Here is a 24,456-nt window from a genome sequence, read left to right as displayed (position 1 = left end):
GCCAAGGCGCCCTGATGTCCGTGATGTTGGCGGTGCCGGCATGATATGCCCCCGACAGCATCGCTGGCGGGGGCTTTCTAGGAGCGCTGTGTCCTGGAGCTAAAGCCGTCAGGCCCGGGCGGCATAGGCGTAGAGCAGCGTTTCCTGGGCCGAGATCGGGGCGGCCTCGCCGGGATCCTGCTTGATGTAGGTCCCGTCGCCCTGCAACAGCCAGCTCTGACAGTTGTCGACCAGGTAGGTTTCCAGGTCCTTGCGCACCCGTGCGGCCAGTTTCTTGTCCAGCAGCGGGAAGCAGGTCTCGACCCGGTGGAACATGTTGCGGGCCATGAAGTCGGCGCTGGAGCCCCAGGTTTCGGGCTTGCCGTCATTGTGGAAGTGGAAGACTCGGGTGTGCTCCAGAAAGCGACCGATGACCGAGCGCACGCGAATGTTCTCCGAGATGCCGGGAAGTCCGGGGCGCAGGCAGCACATGCCGCGAATGATCAGATCGCATTCGACCCCGGCCTGGGAGGCGCGATAGAGGGCCTGAATCAGCTTGGGTTCGGTCAGGGAATTGCACTTGACGATGATATGGGCACGCTTTCCCTTGCGCGCGAAGTCGGCTTCGCGCTCGATCATTGCGACGACTTGCTCGTGCAAGGTGAAGGGAGCGTGGAGCAGCTTTTCGATCTGGCGAGTGCGGCCCATGCCGGACAGCTGCTGGAATACCTTGTGCACATCGGCACATAGTACTGGGTCTGCGGTCAGCAAGCTGTAGTCGGTGTAGAGCTTGGCCGTCTTGGAATGGTAGTTGCCGGTGCCCAGGTGGGCATAGTGACGCAGCGCGCCCTTCTCGCGGCGCACAATATGCATCATCTTGGCGTGGGTCTTGTAGGCCATGACACCGTAGATGACGATGGCGCCGGCCTCCTGCAGGCGTGAGGCGAGGGCCAGGTTGTCGGCTTCATCGAAGCGGGCACGCAGTTCGATGACAACGGTGACTTCCTTGCCATTGCCGGCGGCCTCCACCAGGGCGGTGACGATGGGGGAGTCGGCGCCGGTGCGATACAGCGTCTGCTTGATCGCCAGCACGTCCGGGTCGCGAGCGGCTTCACGGCACAGGTCTTCCACGGGAGTGAAGGACTGGAAGGGGTGGTGCAGCAGGATATCGCCTTCCTGCATGGCCTGCATGATGCTGTTGGGCTGTTTGACCTGCTTGGGTATCCCCGGCACGAAGGAGCGATACATCAGCTCTGGGCGCTCCGCGTCCCCCAGTACCGACATCATGCGAGTGAGGTTGACCGGGCCGTTGACGCGATAGAGGTCATTGGGCTCGAGCTGGAATTGCTTGAGCAGAAAGTCGGACAAGCCTTCCGGGCAGTTGTCGGCCACCTCGAGGCGCACGCCGCTGCCGTAGCGGCGGGCCAGCAGCTCACCACGCAGGGCCGAGGCCAGGTCCGAGACTTCTTCCGGGTCCACGGTCATGTCGGCGTTGCGGGTCAGGCGGAACTGATAGCAGCCCTTGACCTTCATGCCCGGGAACACTTCGTCGGCGTGGGCATGGATCATCGAGGACAGGAACAGGTACTCGTTGAAGCCTTCCTCACACAGCTCGCTGGGCAGTGCGATCACCCGTGGCAGGGAGCGGGGCGCCGGAAGAATGGCGAGGCCGCCTTCGCGGCCGAAGGCATCCTTGCCTTCCAGCTCGACGATGAAGTTCAGGCTCTTGTTGACCAGGCGTGGGAAGGGGTGCGACGGGTCCAGGCCAATCGGGCTGACGACCGGAATGATTTCGTTGGAGAAGTAGTCATGGACCCACTTGCGCTGAGCCTTGGTCCAGTCGCTGCGGCGGCGGAAGCGAATGTTCTGTGCCTCCATTGCCGGAATCAGCTGCTCATTGAGAATGCGGTACTGACGTTCGACATGCTCGTGGGCGATCTTGGAAATCTCGTCCAGCACGGAGCGCGGGCTGCGCCCATCGGCCCCGGTGGCGTCATCGCCCATGGCGATCTGGCTCTTCAGGCCGGCGACGCGAATTTCGAAGAACTCGTCCATGTTTGAGGAGAAGATCAGCAGGAACATCAAGCGGTTGAGCAGCGGATGCGCTTCATCCAGTGCCTGTTCGAGCACCCTGATGTTGAACTGCAGATGCGACAACTCACGATTGAAGTAGAGGCTGGGATCGCTAAGATCCGCCTCCGGGTCGGGCAGAGCCTTGGGCTTGATCCCGGTGCGCGTCTGATTCAGCCGCGGCACCGGGGTATCGGCCTGGGGGGAGTCTCCCACCGAGACATCGGACTTGCCCAGGGTGGCCTGTTCAATGGTGGCGTTGTCGGTCTGTGCGTCTTCCATGGTCATTCCTCAAAAAGGGCCCGGGAAGGCGCCGTTCCTTCCCCTCGTCAGCTTGCCAACAGTCTGGCCGCTCGCTTGGCAAAATAGGTCAGCACGCCGTCGGCTCCGGCACGCTTGAAGCACATCAGGGACTCCAGAATGACGCTGTCGGCATCCAGCCAGCCATGGTCGAATGCCGCCATGTGCATGGCATATTCACCACTGACCTGGTAAGCGTAGGTGGGCACACGCAGTTCGTCCTTGACCCGGCGCACCACATCCAGATAGGGCATACCTGGCTTGACCATCACCATGTCGGCGCCTTCGGTGATGTCCATGGCCGCCTCGTGGAGCGCCTCGTCGCTGTTGGCGGGATCCATCTGGTAGGTGGACTTGTCGGCCTTGCCCAGGTTGGCCGCGGAGCCCACGGCGTCGCGGAAGGGGCCGTAGTAGCGCGATGCGTATTTGGCGCTGTAGGCCATGATGCGAGTGTTGTGCAGACCTTCCTGCTCCAGCAGCTCGCGGATCGCGCCGATGCGGCCGTCCATCATGTCGGACGGTGCCACCACGTCGGCGCCCGCCTCGGCATGGGACAGGGCCTGCTTGATCAAGGTCTCCACGGTGCGGTCATTGGCCACGTAGCCGTGCTCGTCGAGGATGCCGTCCTGGCCGTGGCTGGTGTAAGGGTCCAGCGCCACGTCGGTGATGACGCCGAGTTCCGGCAGGGCCGCCTTGAGCTCGCGCACGCTGCGCTGGACGAGTCCGCCTGCGCTGTAGGCTTCTTCCGCCAGCTCGCTTTTCTTGTCGGCATCGACGACCGGAAACAGGGCAATCGCGGGGATCCCCAGCTCGACCGCTTCTCGGGCTTCTTCAATCAGCAGGTCCAGCGACAGGCGCTCGACACCGGGCATGGACGGCACGGCCTCGCGACGACCTTCGCCTTCCAGCACAAACACTGGCCAGATCAGGTCATCGGGGGTCAGGGTGTTCTCACGCATCAGGCGGCGAGAGAAGTCGTCCTTGCGCATGCGACGGGGACGAGCAGCAGGAAACAGGCGAGGGGTGATGGCACTCAAGACGGCACTCCACTGGGAACGAGATTTGGCGCCACGCGCTAGTGTGGTGGCGTTAGATGACAGGCGCGTGACATCCGTCGAGTATATTCCTCCTCGCCTGTTCGTCGAAAGTCGCGTCTTGTCGCACCCTTGGTGACTCTCTAGAGTAGTGGCTGTCTTGGCTGCACTTGGCGCCCTGGAGAGCCAAGTGCGCTCATAAGGAGAATGAAATGAGTAAACAGGTAGCGATCGTCCTGTCAGGTTGTGGCGTCCAGGATGGCTCTGAAGTCTATGAAACCACCCTGACCCTGCTGCGCCTGGATCAACTGGGCATTGCCTATCGCTGCTTCGCACCGGATATCGATCAGGCGGTGGTCGATCATCACCGCGGCGAGGCGGTCGAGGAGACGCGGAACGTGCTGGTGGAATCTGCGCGCCTGGCCCGGGGAGAGATTTCTCCGCTGGATGAGCTGTCTGCCTCGGACTTTGATGCGCTGATCTTGCCCGGTGGTTTCGGGGTGGCCAAGAACCTGTCGAACTATGCGACAGCCAAGTCCGATATGGACGTGCACCAGGACTTGAGTGAGCTGTTGATCGAGTTTCACGACGCCCGCAAGCCGATCGGACTGATGTGCATTGCCCCGGTGCTGGTGCCTAAGGTCCTGGGGCCGGGAATTGCAGTGACCATCGGCAGCGATCCGGAAGTGTGCGGCTGCATCAGTGCCATGGGCGGGCTGCATCGTAGCTGCGCCGTTGACGATATCGTGGTGGATTTCGAACACCGTATCGTCACGACGCCTGCTTACATGCTGGCGACCCGCATGAGCGAAGCGGCACTAGGCATCAACAAGCTGGTCGAGCGCATCGACGAGATGATGGACCTGAATCACTGAATGTGCGGTACGCACATCACCCAGTGATCGGGATTGGATAGCAAAAAAGCCGACGTTTTTACGTCGGCTTTTTTGCGTCTTTCGCTACAGGTCTTTCGCTACAGGTCTTTCGCTACAGAGGCGTCGGTTGCTGTGTCCCTAGCGACGCGCAGGTTTGCACAATGCTCCGGGATCAGGCGTCGTTGGCGTCTTCGCTGGTGCTGTCTTCCTGGTCGGCATCAGCGCGGCGGCGCTTGACGAGCCGGCCGAACAGCAGCCCCACCTCATAGAGCAGATACATGGGAATGGCCAGCAGGCTCTGGCTGACCACGTCCGGGGGCGTCATCAGCATGCCGATCACAAAGCAGCCGAGTATGACGTAGGGGCGCTTGGCGCTCAGGCTTTCGACGCTGGCGGCTCCGGTAAGCACCAGCAAGAAAGTGGCGATCGGGATCTCGAAGGCAATGCCAAAGGCGAAGAACAGCTTCAGTACAAAGTTGAGGTACTGGTTGATGTCGGTCATTACCTGCACGTTCTCCGGCCCGGTCTGGGTGAAGAAGGCGAATAGCAGGGGAAACACGACATAGTAGGCGAAGGCCGCGCCGAGATAGAACAGCACCACGCTGGAGGCCAGCAGGGGCAGCGCCAGGGCCTTTTCCTTGTCGTAAAGTCCCGGAGCGACGAAGGCCCAGGCCTGGTGCAGCACGAAGGGAATGGCCACGAATACCGCCACCACCAGCGTCAGCTTGAAGGGCGCAAGGAAGGGCGATGCGACCTCGGTGGCGATCATCTGCGAGCCTTCCGGCAACAGCTCCATCAGGGGATCTGCCACAAACTGATAGATGTCGTTGGAGAAGGCGTAGAGCGCCAGGAAGATCACCACGATGGCGATCACCGCGCGCATCAGTCGCGAGCGCAGTTCCACCAGGTGTTCAATCAGCGGGGCGTGGCCCTGACCGGACGGCGGCGTGTCACCAGAATGGCTCATCGGGCGGTGGAATCCTTGTGATCGGAAGTGGCAGCTGAGTCGGCGGACGAGGTTGGCTGGCTGGCGCTGTCAATGGCGGCGTCCAGGCGCTGGTCCGCGCTGGTGCTGCCGTCGCTCTGCGGGCGAGCGCTGTCACGAGGCGGTGCGTCGGCGATGGACTCGACACTGCGCTTGGCGCTTGCCGCACTGTTCTTCGCCTGGCTGACGCCTTCGTTGAGCTTGCGCTCCTGCTCCTTGAGTTTCTGCCGCAGTTCCTCGGCTTCGAGCTGGGCGCTGATTTCGCGCTGCATGCCCGCCACTGAGCGTTTGATCCGGCCTACCCACAGGCCGGCGGTACGCGCGGCCTTGGGCAGACGCTCGGGCCCCAGCACCAGAAGCCCCACCACCCCGATGATCAGCAGTTCGAGAAAGCCGATATCGAACATGTGGCGTTACTTGCGTTCGTCGGAGGACTCGGGCTTGCGCTCTGCCTCGACATCGTAGGTGTGGGTGCCGTTGGGCTCGTCATGACGCACCTGGGCCTGAGGCTTGTCGTCCTCGGACTTCTCCTCGTCTTCGTTGACGGCCTTCTTGAAGCCCTTCACGGCGCCTCCCAGGTCGCTGCCGACATTCCTGAGCTTCTTGGTGCCGAAGATCAGGATGATGATGCCGAGCACGATCAGCAGCTGCCAGATACTGATACCACCTAACATAAGTGCTTCCTCAATGTACGGCGCCAAGCGCCTTGAATCGTTGGTTCCGGCCGCCTTGTCAGCGGGGGCGGGACGCCTTTTCCTCGTGGCCCGATACGCCAAAGCGACGGGCCAGTTCATCCAGCACCTGCTGATGGTCAAGGCCCAGGTGCGAGAGCATCACCAGACTATGAAACCACAGGTCTGCCGTTTCAGCGATCAACGCCTCTTGACTGGCTGGATCTGCGTCAACGTCCTTGGCGGCGAGGACGGTCTCCACCGCTTCCTCCCCCACCTTCTCGAGTATCTTGTTCAGGCCCTTGTGATGCAAGGAAGCGACGTAAGAGGACTCGGGGTCGGCGTGTCGACGTTCAGTGAGGGCGGCGTCGAGCTGCTTCAGAATATCGCTCATCGGTGAAGGTTCCATGAAGGGTCAGTTCCAGATCACCAGCAGGGTGCCAATGCCTGCCGCCAGCAGGACGGGCCATGGCTGGCCCGATAGCCATGCCGTCAATGGCTGCCAAGCCAGTGCGACGGCGGCCAGCGCCAGGCCCAGGCGGGTCCGTCGGACGCGCTTGGCCTGGCGGGTGAGCTGACTCAGGATATGGGTCAGTACATCGGCCTGCTGTGTGATCTGTCGGGAGCGCTTTTCGGTTTCCGACAGCGCCTTGTGGGCCAACACGGGCAGTTCCGGTAGCTGGCGGGTGAGCTCCGGCGCTTGCCGCTTGAAGGAGTCCCAGAGTCCGTGGGCGCCGGCGCGCTCTTTCATCCACTGCTCCAGATACGGCTTGGCGGTGGCCCACAGGTCAAGATCGGGATAGAGCTGGCGGCCGAGTCCCTCGATATTCAACAGGGTCTTCTGCAACAGCACCAGCTGTGGCTGGACTTCCATGTTGAAGCGCCGTGCGGTCTGGAACAGTCCCAGCAGCACCTGGCCGAAGGAAATATCCTTGAGCGGCTTTTCGAGGATCGGCTCACACACGGTACGCACCGCGGCGGCGAACTCGTTGGCGCGGGTGTCTTCTGCCACCCAGCCGGACTCGATGTGCAGCGCCGCCACCTCGTAGTAGTCCTGGTGGAAGAAGGCCAGCAGGTTGCGGGCCAGATAGTCCTGGTCTTCCCTTGTCAGGCTACCGACGATGCCGCAGTCGATGGCGATGTACTGGGGATCGCACGGATTCTGGCGCGAGACGAAGATGTTTCCCGGGTGCATATCGGCATGGAAGAAATTGTCGCGAAAGACCTGGGTGAAGAAGATTTCGACGCCTCGCTCTGCCAGCCGCTTGAGGTCTGTCCCCTGGGCCTTGAGGGCATCGATATCGGCCACCGGAACGCCGTGGATACGCTCCTGGACCATGACCTTCTGGCGCGTCAGCGGCCAGTGGATCGACGGTACGTAAAGCAGTGGCGAGCGCTCGAAGTTGCGCTTGAGCTGGGAAGTGTTGGCCGCCTCCTTGGTCAGGTCCAGTTCATCGAACAGGGTGACCTCGTAGTCGCGTACCACCTCCAGCGGATGCAGCCGGCGTGCCTCGGGCAGAAAACTCAGGGCCTTGGCCAGCAGATACATCAGCGACATGTCCTGGCGCATGACCCGATCAATGCCCGGGCGGATGACCTTGACCACCACATCCTGGCCATCGTGCAGGCGCGCCGTGTGAACCTGGGCGATCGATGCAGAGGCCAGCGGCTCCCGCGAAAATTCGGCAAACAGCGCCGACAGCGGTTCACCCAGGGACTCTTCGATCAGCGCTTCTGCCTGCTCGCCAGGGAAGGGCGGTACCTGATCCTGCAGTCGCTTGAGTTCGTTGGCGATATCGTCGGGAAACAGGTCGCGTCGCGTCGACAGCATCTGGCCAAACTTGACGAAGATCGGTCCCAGCGACTCCAGCGCCAGGCGCAACCGCTCACCCCGTGAGCGCTCACCTACGGGCACCAGCTTGAGCGGCGACCAGGTGAACACCAGGCGTAGCCACCAGGGTAGTTTCTCCAGGGGCAGCAGGGTATCCAGGCGATAACGGGTGACGACCCAGATGATGCGCAGGGGGCGAAGGATCATGGGGCGTCGTTCTCCTGGGCCAGGCGGCGGGTCAGGCGCTTGAGGCGTGCTTCGGTGCGATCAGTGGCGAGTTCGAGCTCGGTCAGGGCGTCGCGCATGGCTTCCAGCTGGTGGCGGCCGGGCAGCCAGCGAGCTTCCTCGAACACGTACTCGGAGACATCGGCGCACAGTTCCCGCTGGGTGCGAAGCCCCCAGCGGGATAGACCGCGTAGCCCTTCGGCAAGCTGGTGGGCGGGTAGATCCCCCAGCCAGCGGGCGAGTTCGGCCTCCCAGTCCAGATCCAGGTCCAGCAGCAGGTCGCGGGTTGCCTCCAGCAGGTGGATCTTGCCGCGCACCGCCAGGCGGCCCTCGAACATCAGGCGCTCCATGTCGGCACCGCCGGCGAGGCGTCCCAGGGTATCCGTGTCCAGCTCGACCACCGCGTCCCAGGCAGCTTCCTCGACCTCGTCGATCAGCAGCAGGTCAAGCCCTTGAGGGTGGTAGCACAGGCCCAGCTGCACCGGCGGCGATTCCAGGCACAGCAGGACGCGCTGGCCCGCCAGCTGGCGTAGCCGCGAGGGGGCAGCGGGGTCGCGGGCAAGCAGGGTGTTGACGGTCTTCTCGATGCCGGCCAGCAGCAGGGTCGGGGTCAAGGCCATCATGTCCTCAAAGCTTGATGCCGCGGTGCAGGGCGACGATACCACCGGTGAGATTGGTGTATTCAACACGCTCGAGGCCGGCCGTTTCCATCATGCCCTTCAGTGTCTCCTGGTCAGGATGCATGCGAATCGATTCGGCCAGGTAACGATAGCTGTCGGCATCACCCGCCACCATTTCGCCCATCTTCGGCAACAGGCGAAATGAGTACTCGTCGTAGGCTCGGGTCAGCAGGGGGTTGCCGGGCTTGGAAAACTCAAGCACCAGCAGACGGCCCCCAGGCTTCAGGATGCGCGCCATCGACGCCAGCGCGGCATCCTTGTCGGTAACGTTGCGCAGGCCAAAGGCGATGGTGATGCAGTCGAAGGTATTGTCGGGAAAGGGCAAGCATTCCGCGTTGGCCTGAACGTACTCGACATTGCCACCGACGCCGCGGTCGAGCAGCTTGTCACGGCCCACTCCCAGCATCGATGCGTTGATGTCGGCCAGAACGACCTTGCCGCGAGGGCCCACCATACGCGAGAACTTGAGCGCCAGATCCCCCGTTCCACCGGCAATATCAAGCACGCTGTGGCCTGGGCGAACACCGGAGCGCTCGATAGTGAGGCGCTTCCACAGACGATGGATACCGAAGGACATCAGGTCGTTCATGACGTCATAACGGGCTGCCACGCTGTGGAAGACATCGGCGACGCGTGACGCCTTTTCGTCGACCGGCACGTCCTGAAAACCAAAGTGGGTAGTGCGCTTATCCATGGGACTCCCGAGTCGTGAGCTGTCGCGAGATGGGCCTAGAAAACGGCCATTGTAGCCTTGCGGGCCGGGCTTGTCTTTGACCGTGGCCTGGCCTCGGAAAGACGAGTGCTGCTACAGCTGACGGATCTCGATACCCAGCGGCTCGCGGCTGGCGCCAGCGGCTTCGAGGCGTTCGAGGTAGTCGGCCCAGTTGGCGTCGCGCTCGCGGATCAACCAGGCCAGGTAGTCCCAGCTGTAGAGCCCACTGTCATGGCCGTCATCGAAGTGAAGCTTGAGCGCGTAACGTCCGGCCTGGCGAATATCGGCAAGACCTACATCCTTCTTGCCTACCTGCAGGGTGGCGGTATCGGCGCCGTGGCCGCGAACCTCGGCAGACGGCGAGAACACCCTCAGGTATTCCACCGGCAGGCGGTGTCGAGAGCCATCGGCATAGCCAATCTCCAGCTCTCGCGCTTTCCTGTGATAGTGCACCAGGGTAGGGGTAGGGGATGTCATGTCGATCTCCACGGAGTGATATGCCGATCTTGCGCTTGCTGCTGCCCTTGTGGTTGAAGCTGATCATCAGGGATGGTCATGACAGCCTACCATCACGACACGGGCCGCGGCGCGATGCGCGGCGGCCCGTGGGAGTGATGCTCAAGCCTCGTCGGGCATGGCAGGGTATTACAGAATATACCGGCTCAGGTCCTCGTCCATCGCCAGCTCACCCAGCTGAGAGTCGACGTAGGCGCGGTCGATGACCAGCGGGCTGCCAATGTCGGAGCCCTTGAAGGAAGCTTCTTCCAGCAGTCGTTCCATCACGGTGTGAAGACGGCGAGCCCCAATGTTCTCGGTGCCTTCATTGACGTTATAGGCGATCTCGGCGATGCGCTCGATGCCGTCGTCGGTGAACTGCACTTCCAGGCCATCGGTGGCCAGCAGCGCCTCGTACTGACGGGTCAGGGCGGCGGACGGCTCGGTCAGAATGCGCTTGAAGTCCTCCGGCGTCAGCGCCGACAGCTCGACGCGGATAGGCAGACGACCCTGCAGCTCCGGAATCAGGTCTGACGGACGCGACAGGTGGAAGGCCCCTGAGGCGATGAACAGGATGTGGTCGGTCTTCACCATGCCGTACTTGGTCGACACGGTGGAGCCCTCGATCAGCGGCAGCAGGTCGCGCTGAACGCCCTCGCGGGAGACCTCCCCGCCGCTGGACTGTCCGCTGCCTTTGGCCACCTTGTCGATTTCGTCGAGGAAGACGATACCGTTCTGCTCCACCGCCTCCACGGCGCGGGATTTGATGTCGTCCTCGTTGACCAGCTTGCCGGCCTCTTCGTCGCGCAGGATGGAGAAGGCTTCCTTGACCGTGACCTTGCGGGTCTCGGTCTTGCCCTTGCCCATGCCGGAGAACAGGCTCTGGAGCTGGTTGGTCATCTCTTCCATGCCCGGCGGCGTCTGGAATTCCAGATTGGGGGCCTGGGGACACACCTGAATCTCGATTTCCTTGTCGTCGAGCTGACCCTCGCGCAGCTTCTTGCGGAACATCTGGCGGGTGGACGAGTCTTGACGCGGTTCGTCTTCCTGGCCCCGCGGCGGCGGCAGCAGGGCGTCGAGGATGCGATCCTCGGCGGCGTCCTCGGCGCGGTGGCCGACCTCTTCCTTTGCCTGTTCACGGACCAGCTTGATGGCCGCTTCGGTGAGGTCGCGGATGATCGACTCGACGTCGCGCCCGACGTAGCCCACCTCGGTAAACTTGGTGGCCTCGACCTTGATGAACGGTGCCTTGGCCAGCTTGGCCAGGCGTCGAGCAATCTCGGTCTTGCCGACACCGGTGGGGCCGATCATCAGAATGTTCTTCGGCGTGACTTCCTGGCGCAGCTCACCGTCGAGCTGCATGCGACGCCAGCGGTTGCGCAGGGCGATGGCCACGGAGCGCTTGGCATCCTGTTGACCGACGATGTACTGATCCAGCGCGTGGACAATTTCGCGGGGTGTCATCTGGGTCATGATCAAAGCTCTTCCAGGGTCACGTGGTGATTGGTGTACACGCAGATGTCACCGGCGATTTCCAGCGACTTCTCGGTGATCTCGCGGGGCGACAGCTCGGTGTTTTCCAGCAGTGCGCGGGCGGCGGACAGGGCAAAGTTGCCGCCGGAGCCAATCGCGATAATGCCGCGCTCGGGCTCGACCACGTCGCCATTGCCGGTAATGATCAACGAGGCCTTCTTGTCGGCGACCGCCAGCAGGGCTTCAAGACGACGTAGAGCGCGATCGGTGCGCCAGTCCTTGGCCAGCTCCACCGCTGCCTTGACCAGGTTGCCCTGATACTTCTCGAGCTGGGCTTCGAAGCGTTCAAACAGGGTGAAGGCATCCGCGGTACCGCCGGCAAAGCCTGCCAGCACCTGGCCATGATAGAGCCGCCGCACCTTGCTGGCGTTGCCCTTCATTACCGTGTTGCCCAGTGACACCTGGCCGTCACCAGCCAGCGCCACCTGGTCGCCGCGGCGAACGGAAACAATCGTGGTCATGGAGCATTCTCCTTGAGGAAACCCCGGCATTCGACCGGCCTCGGGTTTCCTGTGACTTTCGAGGGAAGGGTCCCTCGTTGAAGACGATAGTCTGGGAGGTGTGGGCACCATGCCGAGATTTCAACCGGGCACAGCGGGCATCGCGCTGGCGGTGGGGCAGAATACGTTCGTGGCGTAGCCATGAAGACTGTCGTTGGCCATGGCTGACGCTGCATTCATCGCTCCGGGCCCGTAAACGACAGCACCCGGCCGAGGCCGGGTGCTGTTTCTTCCTTTTACACCAACTGCTTCCTTGCTACTGCGGGTATCGATAGGGGCTCAATGCAAGCCTTACTCGATATCGAGCTGGTGGTTCTCCAACAGACCCTTGAGGAAGTCATCGCTGGAGCCCGACATGCTGACGTCGGACAGCACGATGACCTGGCTGGCGTTGCTGCCGTCGGCGCTGATGTTGCCACCTGCGTCGATGTGCAGCACGGTGTCGGCCCCTTGCTGTTCTGCCAGCAGGTAGTCAGACAGCGACGCCTCTGATGCATCTTCCAGCAGATCCGACAGATCCAGCTTGTCGGCACTGGAACTAGCGCCATAGACACCGGTGTGGAAGTCGACAATGGTGTCCGTCGCGGGCGAGCCCTCGACGCCTGCGTCAGCGAGAGTGAAGACAAAGGTGTCTGCACCGCCACCGCCGATCAGGATGTCATCGCCGGCACCGCCCCTCAGGGTGTCGTCACCGCCCTGGGTACGAGTGGTTTCCAGCAGCGATTCGTAGTTGTCGCGAACGTAGTCGCTGAGCTGGGCATTGGTCGGTGCTTCACCATCACCGTGCTCCGGAGACCACGTCAGGAACTCGAATACCCCTCTCAGGCCCATGCCGTCATGGGTGCCAGCAGCGAAGCTTGCTCCCGTGTCGCCATTGGTCCAGCTCAACTCGTCACTGTTGGTGGTATCACCAAAGATGATGTCGTTGCCGCCGCCGCCATCCAGGGTGTCGTTGCCAAGACCGTTGTATCCAGTTTCCTTGGAGCCGGTGGCCAAGGCCAGGTTGAGCTCGAACTGGGTGTCGACAATCTCCGCCTCGCCAATGGTGCCGGTGAATTCGGTGCCGTCATCCAGAATGACGGTAGATTCCCCGACCACGTTGGTGTTGTCGAAGTACTGGGTGATCTGCGAGACGTTGGTATCGTCGGGCAGAATCGTGCGGGTCTTGGGCGTTTCATCCCAGCCCACCGCGTGCACATCGGTGTACTGCGTCAGGTCGTTGAAGGCATCTACCGTCTCCTGCATCGTGACCTGGGTGGTGTTGGCCGTCCACACCTTGGCGTCGTTGTTCACGCCCGCCATGTAGAACTGAGGCGTACCGTCGGTGTAGAAGATGGTCTGGTTTTCCACGTCGTCAGTACTGACTTGCTTGAACCAGGTCTCTGTCTTGCGGAACGCGTCTTCGGTGTTGGTGTAACCACCCGGGCCCCAGCCGTTGACACGGTCGATGATGGACTGGAACAGGTTGTTGCCGACGACGTCCTTGTACTCCATGGTGTAGGCGTGATCGTTGAAGATGACCACGTTCATGTTGATGACGCCAACATGATCCTTGAGGCCATTGACGAATTCGGTGACCGCCTCCCTCAAGATCTCGATACGCGTCTTGAAGTACCCGGGGTAGCCGTCTTTCGGTATGTCGGTATACGCCGCAGTACTCACCGAGAAGTCGAGCACCAGAGCCAGGTTGTAGTCCTTGCCGTTCTCGATGATGGTTGCGCTGCCGCCATCGTCGCCGATGATGACATCGTCGCCGTGGCCTGCGGTGATAGTGTCATCGCCGTCACCACCGGCCTGCACGCTGTCTTCCTCGCGGGTCTCGAGGGTCAGGTGGCCTTCGGCGTAGTCGCCATCCCCATCGGTACCGGTCAGCTCGTAGGTGACATCGAGGCTGCCACCTTCACCACCTGAGCGATATTCCATGCCGCCGAGGCTAAGGTCATTGCCCGCCTGGCCAGTGATTTCCACCGCCTGGAAGGGCTGGCTGCTCTCGAGTTCGATACGCCATCCGTCCTGGATGCCGGCCACGGTGATGCTGTTGCCGGTATCGGTCAGGGTGATTTCCGAGGTGACCTCGACACCCACGGCATCGAACACCGAGATGTCGCTGACCGAGAGGTCGACGGGGGTGCCACTGCCCAGGGCAGGTACCGTGCTGCCGGCGCCGCCATCGGCATCAAAGGCAAATGCGGAGACCGAGAGCGACGCCTTCGAGCTGGACTTGCCATCGACATGCAGCGTCTGCTGGTAGCGGCTGATGGACTGATGGCTATCCCAGGATACCTGACTCTTGCTGATGACCGCATTGTTGAGGAAGTCGACGCGGATGACCTCACCAGCGCTGATCTTGGCATCACCGACCCCATAGGCACTGCCCTCACGAACGATGGTCTGGCCCTTGGAGCTGATCAGCACATCGTTGCCGGGCTCTGCGTCTGCCACGTTGTAGCCGATGAAGCTGTTATCCCCGGCAGCGGTACCCGTTGATACCACGAGGTCACTGGTCTCACCCGTAGTAAAGGCATCGCTGGCCATCACAGAATAGCTGGTCCCATCGTCCGACAGGGCCACTGAGAAGGCGACGTCGCCATCAGCGGTAACCGCTGACAGCATCTTGCCATCGTCGCTCAGTGCGTAGGTCAGGGGCTTTCCAAGGTAGACCAGAGCGTTGCCAGCGCTGTCCAGCGCTGCGGTGCCATCGATGGCTTCATAGAACACCACGCTATCGGCACCATCGGCACCCGCATGGGTGGCAAAGTTGATAGCGCCGGACGCGCCATCTTCCAGGAAGGCCGGGTCCGTCATGAACACTTCCGGCATGTCGTCGTTGATGTTGACGGTCAACTTGCCGGAGACAACATCGCCATCACCATCTTTCAGCGCATAGCCGAGGTTCAGGGAGATGGAATCCTCGATGTTGATCATAGGATGATCAAGCACATCGCTGAGGACCACCTCGTAGCTGCCGGAGGCAAGGTCGGTGACCTTGACCGTCAGTACCGGCGTGCCATCGGCCTTGCTGCCCGTCAATACGGTGCCGTTGGCACTGACGTTAAAGGTGATGGCATCGCCGCCAGAAGTCAGCGACGGCAGACCCGCCGTCTGCCAGGTGAAGGCGCCGGTGCTGGCCGGACCATCCTCGCCGAAGGTATAGCCCAGAGATCCCGTCGTCTTCACGGTCTCGCCGGACACATCGCCGTTGCCGCCGGCAAGGCCACCTGCCAGGCCGTCCTCATCGACGGTGGTAACGGGTGAGGTGGTGGCAGGATCACCATCGGTCTCAGGGGTCGTGGGGGCAATGCCGTTATCCACGATATTGACCTTGACCGAACCGCTGGCGGTATCGCCGTCACCGTCCACGAGGGTGTAGGAGATTGTAGCCGTGCCTTCGAATCCGGGAGCATGGATGAAGGTCAAGGTGCCGTCAGGGTTGATCGAGACGGTACCAACGTCGGCGCCACCGGCGACGCTCACTTTGCTGATGTGGCCGCCGTCGGCGCCCAGCGCATTGTTTGCCAGCACGTCAAGCGTCACAGGCGAGTTGTTCTCGGCCTCTACGCTGTCATTTCTTGACGTGGGTGAGTCGTCATTGACCTGAATGTTCAAGGTGCCAGATGCCTCGGCCCCTGCACTGTCAGTAATGGTATAGCCCAACGCCAGCTCGATGTCGTCCTCTTCCGTCGGGTCGGTGTGATCCAGCGGCTTATTAAGCACCACTCGGTAGCTTCCTGACGCCAGGTCGGTCAACTGTACGGTAATGACCCTGTTGTCATTCTCGTCAAAGCCGACCAGAGAGCGCCCGTTGCCGTTCAGGTAGAAGCTTATCTGGCTGCCTCCTGAGGTCAGCTGAGGCAGTGTACCTGCGTCCCAGGTGAAGGCTTCACGGGGTCCCGCCGGGCCACGAGAGCCAAAGTCATAGTTCAATAGCCCCGTCGTCTCGATAACGGTGCCTGCAACGTCGCCCGAACCGCCTTCGTTACCACCAAGCAAACCGTCTTCGTCCACTACCGCAAGAGGGGTGTCTGATGAGGGATCACCATCGGATTCGGGGGTGGTCGGTCCGGTGGCAGCCTGAGTGACGTCCACCTTGAGCTTGCCTTGGGCAGTATCGCCATCACCGTCGCTGAAGGTGTAGTCGACAATGGCTTGCCCAGTAAAGTCCTGTGCGGCAGTAAAGGTCAGGGTGTTGTCGTCGTTGACCGTAACAGTGCCTACGCTATTTCCGCCCACAACGGTCGCGGATAGGCTGCCCTCGCCATCGGCACCAGCCTGATCGTTAGCCAAGACATCCACCACGACAGGAGTCTCGTTGTCAGTGCTGGCCTGGTCGTCCTGTACCACCGGCGAGTCATCATCAATGATGATGTCCAGTACGCCGTCCGCGGTCAGCCCCTGCTTATCTGTGACGGTATAGCCGACTCTCAGCAGAATATCGTCTTCGATACCAGACCTTTTGTGGTCAAGCGGCTTGCTGATGGCCACCCTGTACGTGCCGTCAGTCAGGTCCGTCAGCTGGATGAAAATGACCGCTTCGCCAGAGCTGGTACTGCCGACCAGTGATTGCCCGTTGTCACTCAAGTCAAAAGTGACGGCTTGACCGCCAGTAGTCAGTCGTGGAAGGTTGCTCGTATTCCAGCGGAAGGCTCCGGTGTCCGCAGCCCCATTGCTGCCAAAGTCGTATCCCAATGAGCCGAAACGTTCTGTGTCGGTGGTCGCTGCATCTTTAATGCCGCCTTGCACGCCGCCGGCTAGGCCTTCGTCATCCACAACTGCGCGAGGGGCGCTGGAAGCGGGATCGTCATCGGTCTCGGGGGTAATCGGGCCGGTAGATGCCTGAGTTACATTCACTTTTAACGTGCCATGGGCGATATCACCATCACCATCGGTGAAGGTGTAGTCGACGATGGCCTTGCCAGCAAAACCCTGAGCGGCAGTGAATGTTAGGGTGTTGTCGGCATTAACGACAACGGTCCCTACGCTATTGCCGCCCGTGACGGTCGCGGATACGCTGCCCGCACCGTCAGCGCCGGCCTGGTCGTTGGCAAGGACATCCACCGTGACGGGGGTCAGGTTATCAGTGCTGGCCTGATCGTCCTGTACCAGTGGAGAGTCGTCGTCGATAAAGATCCGAACCGCGCCGTCGGCTGTCAGTCCCTGTTTGTCGGTCACCGTATAGCCAACCAACAGTCGGAGGTCATCCTCGGCGTTAGGGTTCTGGTGGTCCAGTGGTTTGGTGATGGCCACCTTGTACGTGCCGGTAGCAACATCCGTCAGTTGGATGATGACAATTTCGTCGCCTGCATCAGTGCTGCCGACCAGCGAGTGCCCGTCGCCGCTCAAGCGAAAGATGATGGCTTCGCCAGAGGTGGTGAGCTTGGGGAGGTTGCTGTCGCTGAGACTCCAGCGAAAGGCGCCGTTGTCCGCTGCCCCGTATATACCGAAGTCATATCCGAGCTTGCTGAAGCGTTCGCTCTCGGTGGTTGGCGCATCGAAGTCACCGCCCTGCACACCGCCGGATAAACCTTCCTCGTCCACTACCGTTATCGGATTTTCAGTCAGAGGGTCACCATCGCCTCCTGGTGTCGTCGGCCCTATGTTACCGGCCCGGTCGACGCCGACTGTTAGCTCCCCATTGGCCTGATCACCGTCTCTATCCATGAGGGTATAGGTGATGACGGCGTCTCCTGCGAAGGTGACGTTAGGCGTAAAGGTTACGGTACCGTCGGCGTTGATCGCGGCGGTACCGGTAGCGGCGCCGCCCTGAACGCTCACTTGGGTCAGCGTGCCCCCGTCGCCACCGAGAAGGTCGTTGCCAAGTACGTCTACCGTCACCGCCGTGGCGCTGTCAGTAGAGGCTGTGTCCTCGGTCGGCGCGGGGGAGTCATCATTGACGACGAGGTTCAGCTTGCCATCTGCGCTCAGGCCTTCGGCATCGGTGATGGTGAAGCCGACGGAGAACTCGATATTGTCCTCCTTGGTCGCGTCAGCGTGATCCAGCCCCTGCTGAATGAAGAGGGTATAGCTCCCTTGCTGCAGATCGTTGAGCTGCAGAGCGATGACCGTGTCTCCATCGGCCGTCTTGCCCTGAATGACCCGTCCGTTGGGACTCAAGGTGTAGTTGAGAGGTTCGCCCCCGGACGTCAGGGCTGGCATATCCTCCAGGTGCCAGGAAAAGGCCCCATTCCCCGCTGCGGGCTCGTTGGCACCAAAGCTGTAGCCGAGTTCGCCCCGTGCCGTGGTAGATCTTCCAGGCACATCGCCGATGCCTCCTTCGCCCCCACCTTCTAGACCATCTTCGTCTACGGTAGCCGTCGGCGACGTGGTCGCGGGATCATCGTCCGTCTCGGGCGTGACGGGGACAGCCTTGAGTTTCACCGTCGTATTGAAGGTGCGGCTGGTGACGTCACCGTCGGTATCGCTGGCCGTTACGGTGAAGCTGAGTTTAGGGTCATCCTCGATGACGTCCCTGTCGATGGTGAAGGTCCATGTGCCGTCGCTCTTGATGGTCAGCACGCCATTGTCCAGCTGAATGGCGGTATCGAGTGCATAGCTGGTGCTGTCGCCAGGCACCTTGACGCTGGCATCTTCCAGACCGTCGGCACCGCCGCTGAGCGTCCAGTTGCCGGTGTGCGTGGTGGAAACTTCGATTTCGCTGCCATCTTGGTAAGTGATGGCAGGCGAATCATCGTCAATAAAGACAGCGATCATATCGTTCGAGGTGGCGCCGGCACTGTCGGTCAGGGTGAAGCCAACCTGCAACAGCAGATCGTCTTCCGCCGTGGGAATGCCATGGTCGGCTGACTTGAAAAGTGTCGCCTCAAACAGACCCGAAGAGGTGTCTTGCATAACAAGTTCGAAGACTTTTTCGCCACCTTCGTCGGCGGCTGTCAGGGTCAGACCGTCACCTGACACTGAATACGTCACGGCGGAGCCACTGGACGTGATTGCCTGAATGCCTGTGGTGTTCCAGGTAAAAGGCGAGCTGCTGGCAGGGGTTCCATTCTTGTAGGAAAAACTGATCAATCCCAGGGTGGTGATATCCGTGCCGGGGAGGTCATTGATTCCACCAGCATTGCCGCCTGTCAGTCCATCTTCATCAAGGAACGCGGTTGTGTTCACTGTTTCAACGTTGCTTTCAGCCATCACTATCCACCTGTTAGTAGAGGAAAATGTGCCGACGCTCAATGACAGAACTCGCCATTGTTGTGCAGTTTCAGGGTTGTAGGCGTAACCCCATCAAATGGGCATGCGCTGGCGAAAACCATGCTAGTGATAAGGACAAAGTGGTTATACTGGCTGCATGGGCAGGTGGGTAATCTAATTACTGCGTGTTTGGGTAATGTAAGAAGGATGATATTTATCTTGATCAGCTCATTGGATGACGTTTAAGAGTATTGTTTATGCAAGTGTGTTGTTTTTCATGCATGTCTGTTGAGCTAGGTCAGCGCTGCATGCACTTCGGTACTAGGGGGAGCGTGTCAAAATGGTACAGGGTGATATGACGGCTCCCGCTCAACGATCATTAACTTGATAGGTAGCCAAGAGAGAAGACGGAAGACGCGGTGATGATGGCCAGTACGGTGCTGCGGGAGGCGGTTCCAAAAGAGCGATGGCGTGACGGGCAAACGGAACAAGCCTCTATGGAGAGGTCGAAGCCGGCAGGATGAAGATGGCTGTCGTAAACAACAAGGCCCGCTCCTGGGGGCAGGAAGCGGGCCTTGAGGTGTCAGCAAGGCGTCGTCAAGTGACGGGGTAAGGCATCAATTCTGCAGTTGAATCAGCAAGGGTTCGATACCTTGGGTGCTCATCAGGTCCTGGGCGCGTGCCAGCTCGTTGCGGTCGCTGTAAGGACCGACCTGCACCCGGTGCCATGTCGCCCCGCCGGTGGCCTCGACCTCACTGATCTTGGCCAGCAAGCCGAAGTCCTTAAGCCGGCCAGCCAGTTGACGTGCATCGCCCACTTCACGAAATGACGCTGCCTGCAGCATGTAGCGGCGTTCGGCGCTGCGGGGCGTCTCGGAGGGCGTGCTCGCCGATGTGTCCTCGCGGGAGTTGGCGGCGATCACGGCGGCAATGGGGTCATCGTCCGAGATGGCATCATCACTGGACGTTGCCGCTTCCGGTCGACGAGCCGTGGACTCGGGCACTTCCTCGTCTGACGCAATGACCTCTGACTCGGGGAGCAGGGTGTAGAACTCGAAGGTCGGCATGGGCGGTTCGCTGTCGCTGCTCTGACCTTGTCCGCCGCTGGTGGAAGTACTACTTGTTCCACCGCCCTGACCATCATTGCTCGATGGCTTGGGCAGTACCGCAGCGATCGGCGATCGCGGATCCTGCCATGGCGCGGTGCCGTTCTGGTGGTGTGCCAGAAGAAAGCCAGCCGCCAGGCCGACGGCCGCCCACAGCCAGCCGGGAATGCCGCCGCGGCCGCGCGTGGAGGGCTGTTTGCGCTTCTGGCTGCTGGTGGCTCCCCGCTTGCGGGGCGGCGCCTTGCGAGTGGCCATGGCTTACATCTCCTCCGGCGCGCCGACGCCCATCAGGTCAAGCCCATTACGCAGCACTTGGCGCGCAGCAAGGCCCAGTGCCAGGCGGGCATTGCGCAAGGCAGCGTCCTCGACCATGACCTTGCAGGCGTTGTAGCAGCTGTGGAAATCGGCAGCGAGGTCCTGCAGATACTGGGCGATCTGCTGGGGCTCGCGAGCCTTGGCGGCGTGTTCGACCACCTCGGGGTAGCGGGCCAGTCGATTGAGCAGCGCCTTTTCCTGATCCGCTTCGAGCAGGCCCAGATTGGCCATGCCCGTGGCGTGGTCGAAGGCCAGGCCTTCGCTCTCGGCCTTGCGCAGCACGCTGCAGACGCGGGCGTGGGCGTACTGCACGTAGTAGACCGGGTTGTCATTGGACTGGGAGCGCGCCAGATCAATGTCGAAGGTCAGCTGGGAGTCTGCCCGCCTGGCAGCGAGGAAGAAACGGGTGGCATCTCGCCCGACCTCATCGATCAGGTCACGCAGGGTGACATAGCTTCCCGCGCGCTTGGACAGCTTGACCTCGACCCCTGAACGGGTCACCAGCACCATCTGGTGCAGCACGTAGTCGGGCCAGCCCTTGGGAATACCCACGTCAAGGGCTTGCAGCCCTGCGCGTACCCGGGTCACGGTGGAGTGGTGGTCGGCCCCCTGCTCATTGACGACGGTGGTGAAGCCCCGTTGCCACTTGTCGAGGTGGTACGCCACATCCGGCAGGAAGTATGTGTAGCCGCCCTCGCTCTTGCGCATTACCCGGTCCTTGTCATCGCCAAAGTCCGTGGTGCGCAGCCACTGAGCGCCTTCCTGCTCATAGGTGTGACCATTCTCTGCCAGGCGGCGTGCGGTTTCCTCGACCTTGCCGTCTTCATACAGCGAGGACTCCAGGAAGTACACGTCGAAGCTGACGCCGAAGGCACGCAGGTCGAGGTCCTGCTCCCGGCGCAGATAGGCCACGGCGAAGTCGCGGATGGCCTCAAGGTCATCGGGGTCGCCCTTGCCGGTCACATGGCGATCGTCGGCATGGACGGTGTCACCGGCCAGGTAGGCGTTGGCCACGTCGGTGATATAGTCGCCGCGGTAGCCGTCCTCCGGCCATCCTGCGTCGTCTGGCCCGAGACCCTTGGCGCGGGCCTGGACGGACAGCGCCAGGTTGCTGATCTGAGCGCCTGCATCGTTGTAGTAGAACTCGCGGGTGACGTCGTAGCCGGTGGCCTCAAGCAGGCGACACAGGCAGTCGCCGACGGCAGCGCCACGGCCATGTCCCACGTGCAGCGGGCCGGTCGGGTTGGCCGAGACAAATTCCACCTGCACCTTCTCTCCCTGGCCTGTCAGGCTGCGGCCGAACGTATCGCCAGCATCCAGCACGTGGCGCACGACCTGGGCAGCGGCATCCGTGGCGGCGAAGAAGTTGATGAAGCCTGGGCCCGCGATGTCGACCTTGGCGACAGCATCGCTTTGCGGGAGAGCGGCCACCAGTTTTTCCGCTATCTGGCGCGGGGCTGACTTGGCGGGCTTGGCCAGCATCAAGGCGAGGTTGGTGGCGTAGTCACCGTGAGCCTTGTCCTTGGTCGGATCGACCTTGTAGGTGGGGGCGAGTTCCTGGGGAATGACTTCCTGCTGCTTGAGCTCGGCAAGGGCGGCATCCAGCAGCGCAACGATAGTGTCTTTCATGAGGCGTCTATGTCCTGTGGCACGGTGGCCGAGCGCGGCGATCAGGGCGCCAGTCGGCAGGCAGACCGTGCATTATCGATGATTGCGTCCAGCCTTTAAAGGCCGGACGTCTGCTCATGGAAATTCCGGATCAGCTCAGGCTCTGAGGGTCGACATCGATCGACCAGCGAACGCGTCGGGCGTCGGGCCAGGCCTCCAGCCGCTGTGCCAGCCACGCCAGGGCAGGGTGCAGCTGACTGCGCTTGTCAGACATCAGCGCCAGCTGCAAGTGGTAGCGGTTCTGTCGCCGCTCCATGGGGGCGGGCACTGGGCCGAGGCAGTCGAGTTCGAGCGCCTGTTGCTTGATGTGATCGCGCAATTCGCGGGCGAGCTCTCGTGCCAGGGTGGTCAGTGCCTCTTCTCGAGGCCCCTCCATGCGCAGCAGGGCCATGAAACGGTAGGGAGGAAGGGCGGCGATGCGTCGCTCATCCAGCAGTGTCTGGGCCAGAGCGTCATAGCCCCGGTCTGCCAGCAAGCGGAGGTTCGGGTCGTCCGGGTGCATGGTCTGTACCAGCACCCTGCCCGGGTGGGCCGCGCGCCCGGCGCGGCCGGCCACCTGCTCGAGCAGCTGAGCGGAATGCTCGAGGGCACGAAAGTCGCTGGCATAGAGACCTGCGTCGGCATTGACCACGACCACTAGAGTGACATGAGGCAGATGGTGTCCCTTGGCGAGCATCTGAGTGCCCACCAGGATGGCCGGCTCGCCACGGCGCACCTCAGTCAGCATCTTCTCCAGGGCATCCTTGGTACGGGTACTGTCACGGTCGATACGATGCACGGGAACGTCGGGAAAACTCTCGGCCAGGCTTTCCTCGGTGCGCTCGGTGCCGCTGCCCAGCGGACGCAGGTCAGCACTGCCACACTCTGGGCAGGCGTCGGGAAGGACTCGCCGGCGGTCGCAGTGGTGGCAGGCCAACATGGGAGGCTGGCGATGCCACGTCATGCGAGCATCGCAATGATCGCAGTCCGCCATCCAGCCGCAAGCATGGCAGGACAGGGTGGGTGCAAAGCCGCGGCGATTGATGAACACAAGGACCTGATGTCCGGCGCTCAGAGTGGCCTTGATGGCGTCGATAACCGGTGGAATCAGGCCTCCGCGGCGAGTGCGCCCCTTCAGGTCGACAAGCTCCAGGCGAGCGGGAGCGTGGCGGGTGGCTCGCTGGGTCAGCCGCAGGTGGGCGTAGTCCCCTGTCAACGCGCGATGCAGGCTTTCCAATGAGGGGGTTGCGCTACCCAATAGCAGCGGGGTCTGGTCGCGCTTGGCGCGCACCACCGCCAGGTCTCGCGCGTGGTAGCGCAGTCCGTCCTGCTGCTTGAAGGAGCCGTCGTGCTCTTCATCGACGATGATCAGGCCTGGCCTCGCCAGCGGCGTAAAGATGGCCGAGCGGGTGCCGATGACGATCAGCGCTCTGCCGCTGGCAGCGGCTTCCCAGGCATCCAGGCGTTCATGGTCGGTCAGACCGGAGTGTAGCGCGACGACGGGCACACGAAAGCGCTGGCGGAAGCGTCCCAGGGTCTGGGGGGTAAGCCCGATTTCCGGAATCAGCACCAAGGTCTGGCGACCTTTGGCCGCGACGGCCTCGATCAGCTGCAGGTAGACCTCGGTCTTGCCGCTTCCCGTGACACCGTGCAGCAGACACGGGTGAAAGCGATCCAGGCCCTGGTGCAACCGATTGAGCGCTTTCGCCTGTTCGTCGTTCAGGCTGAGGGCGGGGCTGGCGAGCAGGCCCTTGGTGTCGTCCGTGGGGGCCGCGGCGAGCGCTTCCTCATGGCGGATGATCAGTCCCTTGGCTTCCAGGGAGCCCAGCTGGTCTCGGCTGAAGGACTGTGCCAGGACCACCTGGGTCGTCAGGCCGTGAGGATGCTGGCCCAGCATCTCGAGTAGTGCGGCCTGGCGAGGCGCGCGTCCCAGTCGCGAGCGGTCGGCGTTGGCATTGATCATCCAGCGCTCACGGGTGCGGGCCTGCAGTGGTCGCCCCTGGCGGAGGAGCACCGGCATGGCATGTGCCAGGGTGTCGCCCAGCGCATGTTGATAGTAGCGTGCGGTGAACCGGCACAGCCAAAGCCAGTCCGCCGGTAGCGGCGTGCTGTCGATACAGCTCTGAATGGGCTTCAGCTTGTCCAGTGGGAAGTCGCTGTCATCGGCGCAGGCCACGATGACGCCCACCACCTGCCGACGACCGAATTCGACGCGCACGCGCAGGCCCTCCTGCCAGCCGTCGGGCGGAACTGGGCCGCCAGGACGGTAGTCGAACAGTCTGCGCAGAGGTGAGGGAATAGCAATGCGCAGTACGCGCGGGGCAGGGGTGTCAGGCAATTGGCCTCCACAATGAA

The 24,456-nt window shown here is 62.0% G+C and carries 17 protein-coding genes; 1 reads left to right on the top strand and 16 read right to left on the bottom strand.

The window, feature by feature from the left end; genetic code table 11:
• Window positions 1-108: 108 nt before the first annotated feature.
• Window positions 109-2,331, bottom strand: a complete 2,223-nt coding sequence (gene ppk1, locus KUW18_RS03390) for a polyphosphate kinase 1 (protein WP_206940266.1) — start codon at window positions 2,329-2,331, stop codon at window positions 109-111.
• Window positions 2,332-2,378: 47 nt separating this feature from the next.
• The gene (gene hemB, locus KUW18_RS03385; protein ID WP_206940264.1) at window positions 2,379-3,386 is read right to left on the bottom strand and encodes a porphobilinogen synthase; all 1,008 of its coding nucleotides are present in this window, start codon (window positions 3,384-3,386) and stop codon (window positions 2,379-2,381) included.
• A gap of 209 nt (window positions 3,387-3,595) precedes the next feature.
• On the opposite strand from hemB, the gene elbB reads away from it, so the two are divergent.
• Window positions 3,596-4,258: an isoprenoid biosynthesis glyoxalase ElbB gene (gene elbB / locus KUW18_RS03380; protein ID WP_206940262.1), complete on the top strand. Its 663-nt coding sequence runs from the start codon at window positions 3,596-3,598 to the stop codon at window positions 4,256-4,258.
• A 172-nt stretch (window positions 4,259-4,430) separates the two neighbouring features.
• Here elbB and tatC read toward each other — a convergent pair whose 3' ends face one another.
• From tatC to KUW18_RS03310, 14 genes are all read right to left on the bottom strand, one after another.
• A complete protein-coding gene (tatC, locus tag KUW18_RS03375) occupies window positions 4,431-5,225 on the bottom strand; it encodes a twin-arginine translocase subunit TatC (protein WP_206940260.1) in 795 nt (264 codons plus the stop codon).
• On the bottom strand, window positions 5,222-5,650 hold the full coding sequence (tatB, locus tag KUW18_RS03370) for a Sec-independent protein translocase protein TatB (RefSeq protein ID WP_206940258.1): 429 nt from the start codon (window positions 5,648-5,650) through the stop codon (window positions 5,222-5,224). The genes tatC and tatB overlap by 4 nt, the downstream gene beginning before the upstream one ends.
• A gap of 6 nt (window positions 5,651-5,656) precedes the next feature.
• Window positions 5,657-5,917: a Sec-independent protein translocase subunit TatA gene (tatA, locus tag KUW18_RS03365; RefSeq protein WP_206940256.1), complete on the bottom strand. Its 261-nt coding sequence runs from the start codon at window positions 5,915-5,917 to the stop codon at window positions 5,657-5,659.
• Between the two features lie 58 nt (window positions 5,918-5,975).
• A complete protein-coding gene (locus KUW18_RS03360) occupies window positions 5,976-6,308 on the bottom strand; it encodes a phosphoribosyl-ATP diphosphatase (RefSeq protein ID WP_206940253.1) in 333 nt (110 codons plus the stop codon).
• Between the two features lie 21 nt (window positions 6,309-6,329).
• Window positions 6,330-7,952: a ubiquinone biosynthesis regulatory protein kinase UbiB gene (gene ubiB, locus KUW18_RS03355; RefSeq protein WP_222560811.1), complete on the bottom strand. Its 1,623-nt coding sequence runs from the start codon at window positions 7,950-7,952 to the stop codon at window positions 6,330-6,332.
• A complete protein-coding gene (locus tag KUW18_RS03350; RefSeq protein ID WP_206940831.1) occupies window positions 7,949-8,590 on the bottom strand; it encodes an SCP2 domain-containing protein in 642 nt (213 codons plus the stop codon). Before KUW18_RS03350 ends, ubiB begins: the two co-directional genes overlap by 4 nt.
• A 7-nt stretch (window positions 8,591-8,597) precedes the next feature.
• Window positions 8,598-9,344: a bifunctional demethylmenaquinone methyltransferase/2-methoxy-6-polyprenyl-1,4-benzoquinol methylase UbiE gene (gene ubiE, locus KUW18_RS03345; protein ID WP_206940250.1), complete on the bottom strand. Its 747-nt coding sequence runs from the start codon at window positions 9,342-9,344 to the stop codon at window positions 8,598-8,600.
• 111 nt (window positions 9,345-9,455) lie between these two features.
• Window positions 9,456-9,839: a gamma-butyrobetaine hydroxylase-like domain-containing protein gene (locus KUW18_RS03340; RefSeq protein ID WP_206940249.1), complete on the bottom strand. Its 384-nt coding sequence runs from the start codon at window positions 9,837-9,839 to the stop codon at window positions 9,456-9,458.
• A gap of 168 nt (window positions 9,840-10,007) precedes the next feature.
• Entirely contained in the window at window positions 10,008-11,330 is a 1,323-nt protein-coding gene (hslU, locus tag KUW18_RS03335) for an ATP-dependent protease ATPase subunit HslU (RefSeq protein WP_206940247.1), read from the bottom strand.
• Window positions 11,331-11,332: 2 nt separating this feature from the next.
• Window positions 11,333-11,851, bottom strand: coding sequence for an ATP-dependent protease subunit HslV (gene hslV / locus KUW18_RS03330; RefSeq protein WP_206940245.1), 519 nt, complete (start codon window positions 11,849-11,851; stop codon window positions 11,333-11,335).
• 330 nt (window positions 11,852-12,181) lie between these two features.
• Window positions 12,182-19,009 carry an Ig-like domain-containing protein gene (locus KUW18_RS03325; protein ID WP_206940243.1) on the bottom strand — a complete coding sequence of 2,276 codons (6,828 nt, stop codon included), beginning with the start codon at window positions 19,007-19,009 and terminating at the stop codon, window positions 12,182-12,184.
• Window positions 19,010-19,650: 641 nt separating this feature from the next.
• Window positions 19,651-20,394, bottom strand: a complete 744-nt coding sequence (locus KUW18_RS03320) for an SPOR domain-containing protein (protein ID WP_206940241.1) — start codon at window positions 20,392-20,394, stop codon at window positions 19,651-19,653.
• A gap of 3 nt (window positions 20,395-20,397) precedes the next feature.
• Window positions 20,398-22,083, bottom strand: coding sequence for an arginine--tRNA ligase (argS, locus tag KUW18_RS03315; protein ID WP_206940239.1), 1,686 nt, complete (start codon window positions 22,081-22,083; stop codon window positions 20,398-20,400).
• A gap of 130 nt (window positions 22,084-22,213) precedes the next feature.
• Window positions 22,214-24,439: a primosomal protein N' gene (locus tag KUW18_RS03310; protein WP_206940237.1), complete on the bottom strand. Its 2,226-nt coding sequence runs from the start codon at window positions 24,437-24,439 to the stop codon at window positions 22,214-22,216.
• Between the last annotated feature and the right edge of the window lie 17 nt (window positions 24,440-24,456).

The sequence above is a fragment of the Halomonas sp. DP5Y7-2 genome (assembly GCF_019802025.1).
Lineage (GTDB): Bacteria > Pseudomonadota > Gammaproteobacteria > Pseudomonadales > Halomonadaceae > Halomonas > Halomonas litopenaei_A.
The sequence above is the reverse complement of the archived record's forward strand: the minus strand, read 5'-3'. Positions and strand labels throughout refer to the sequence as shown.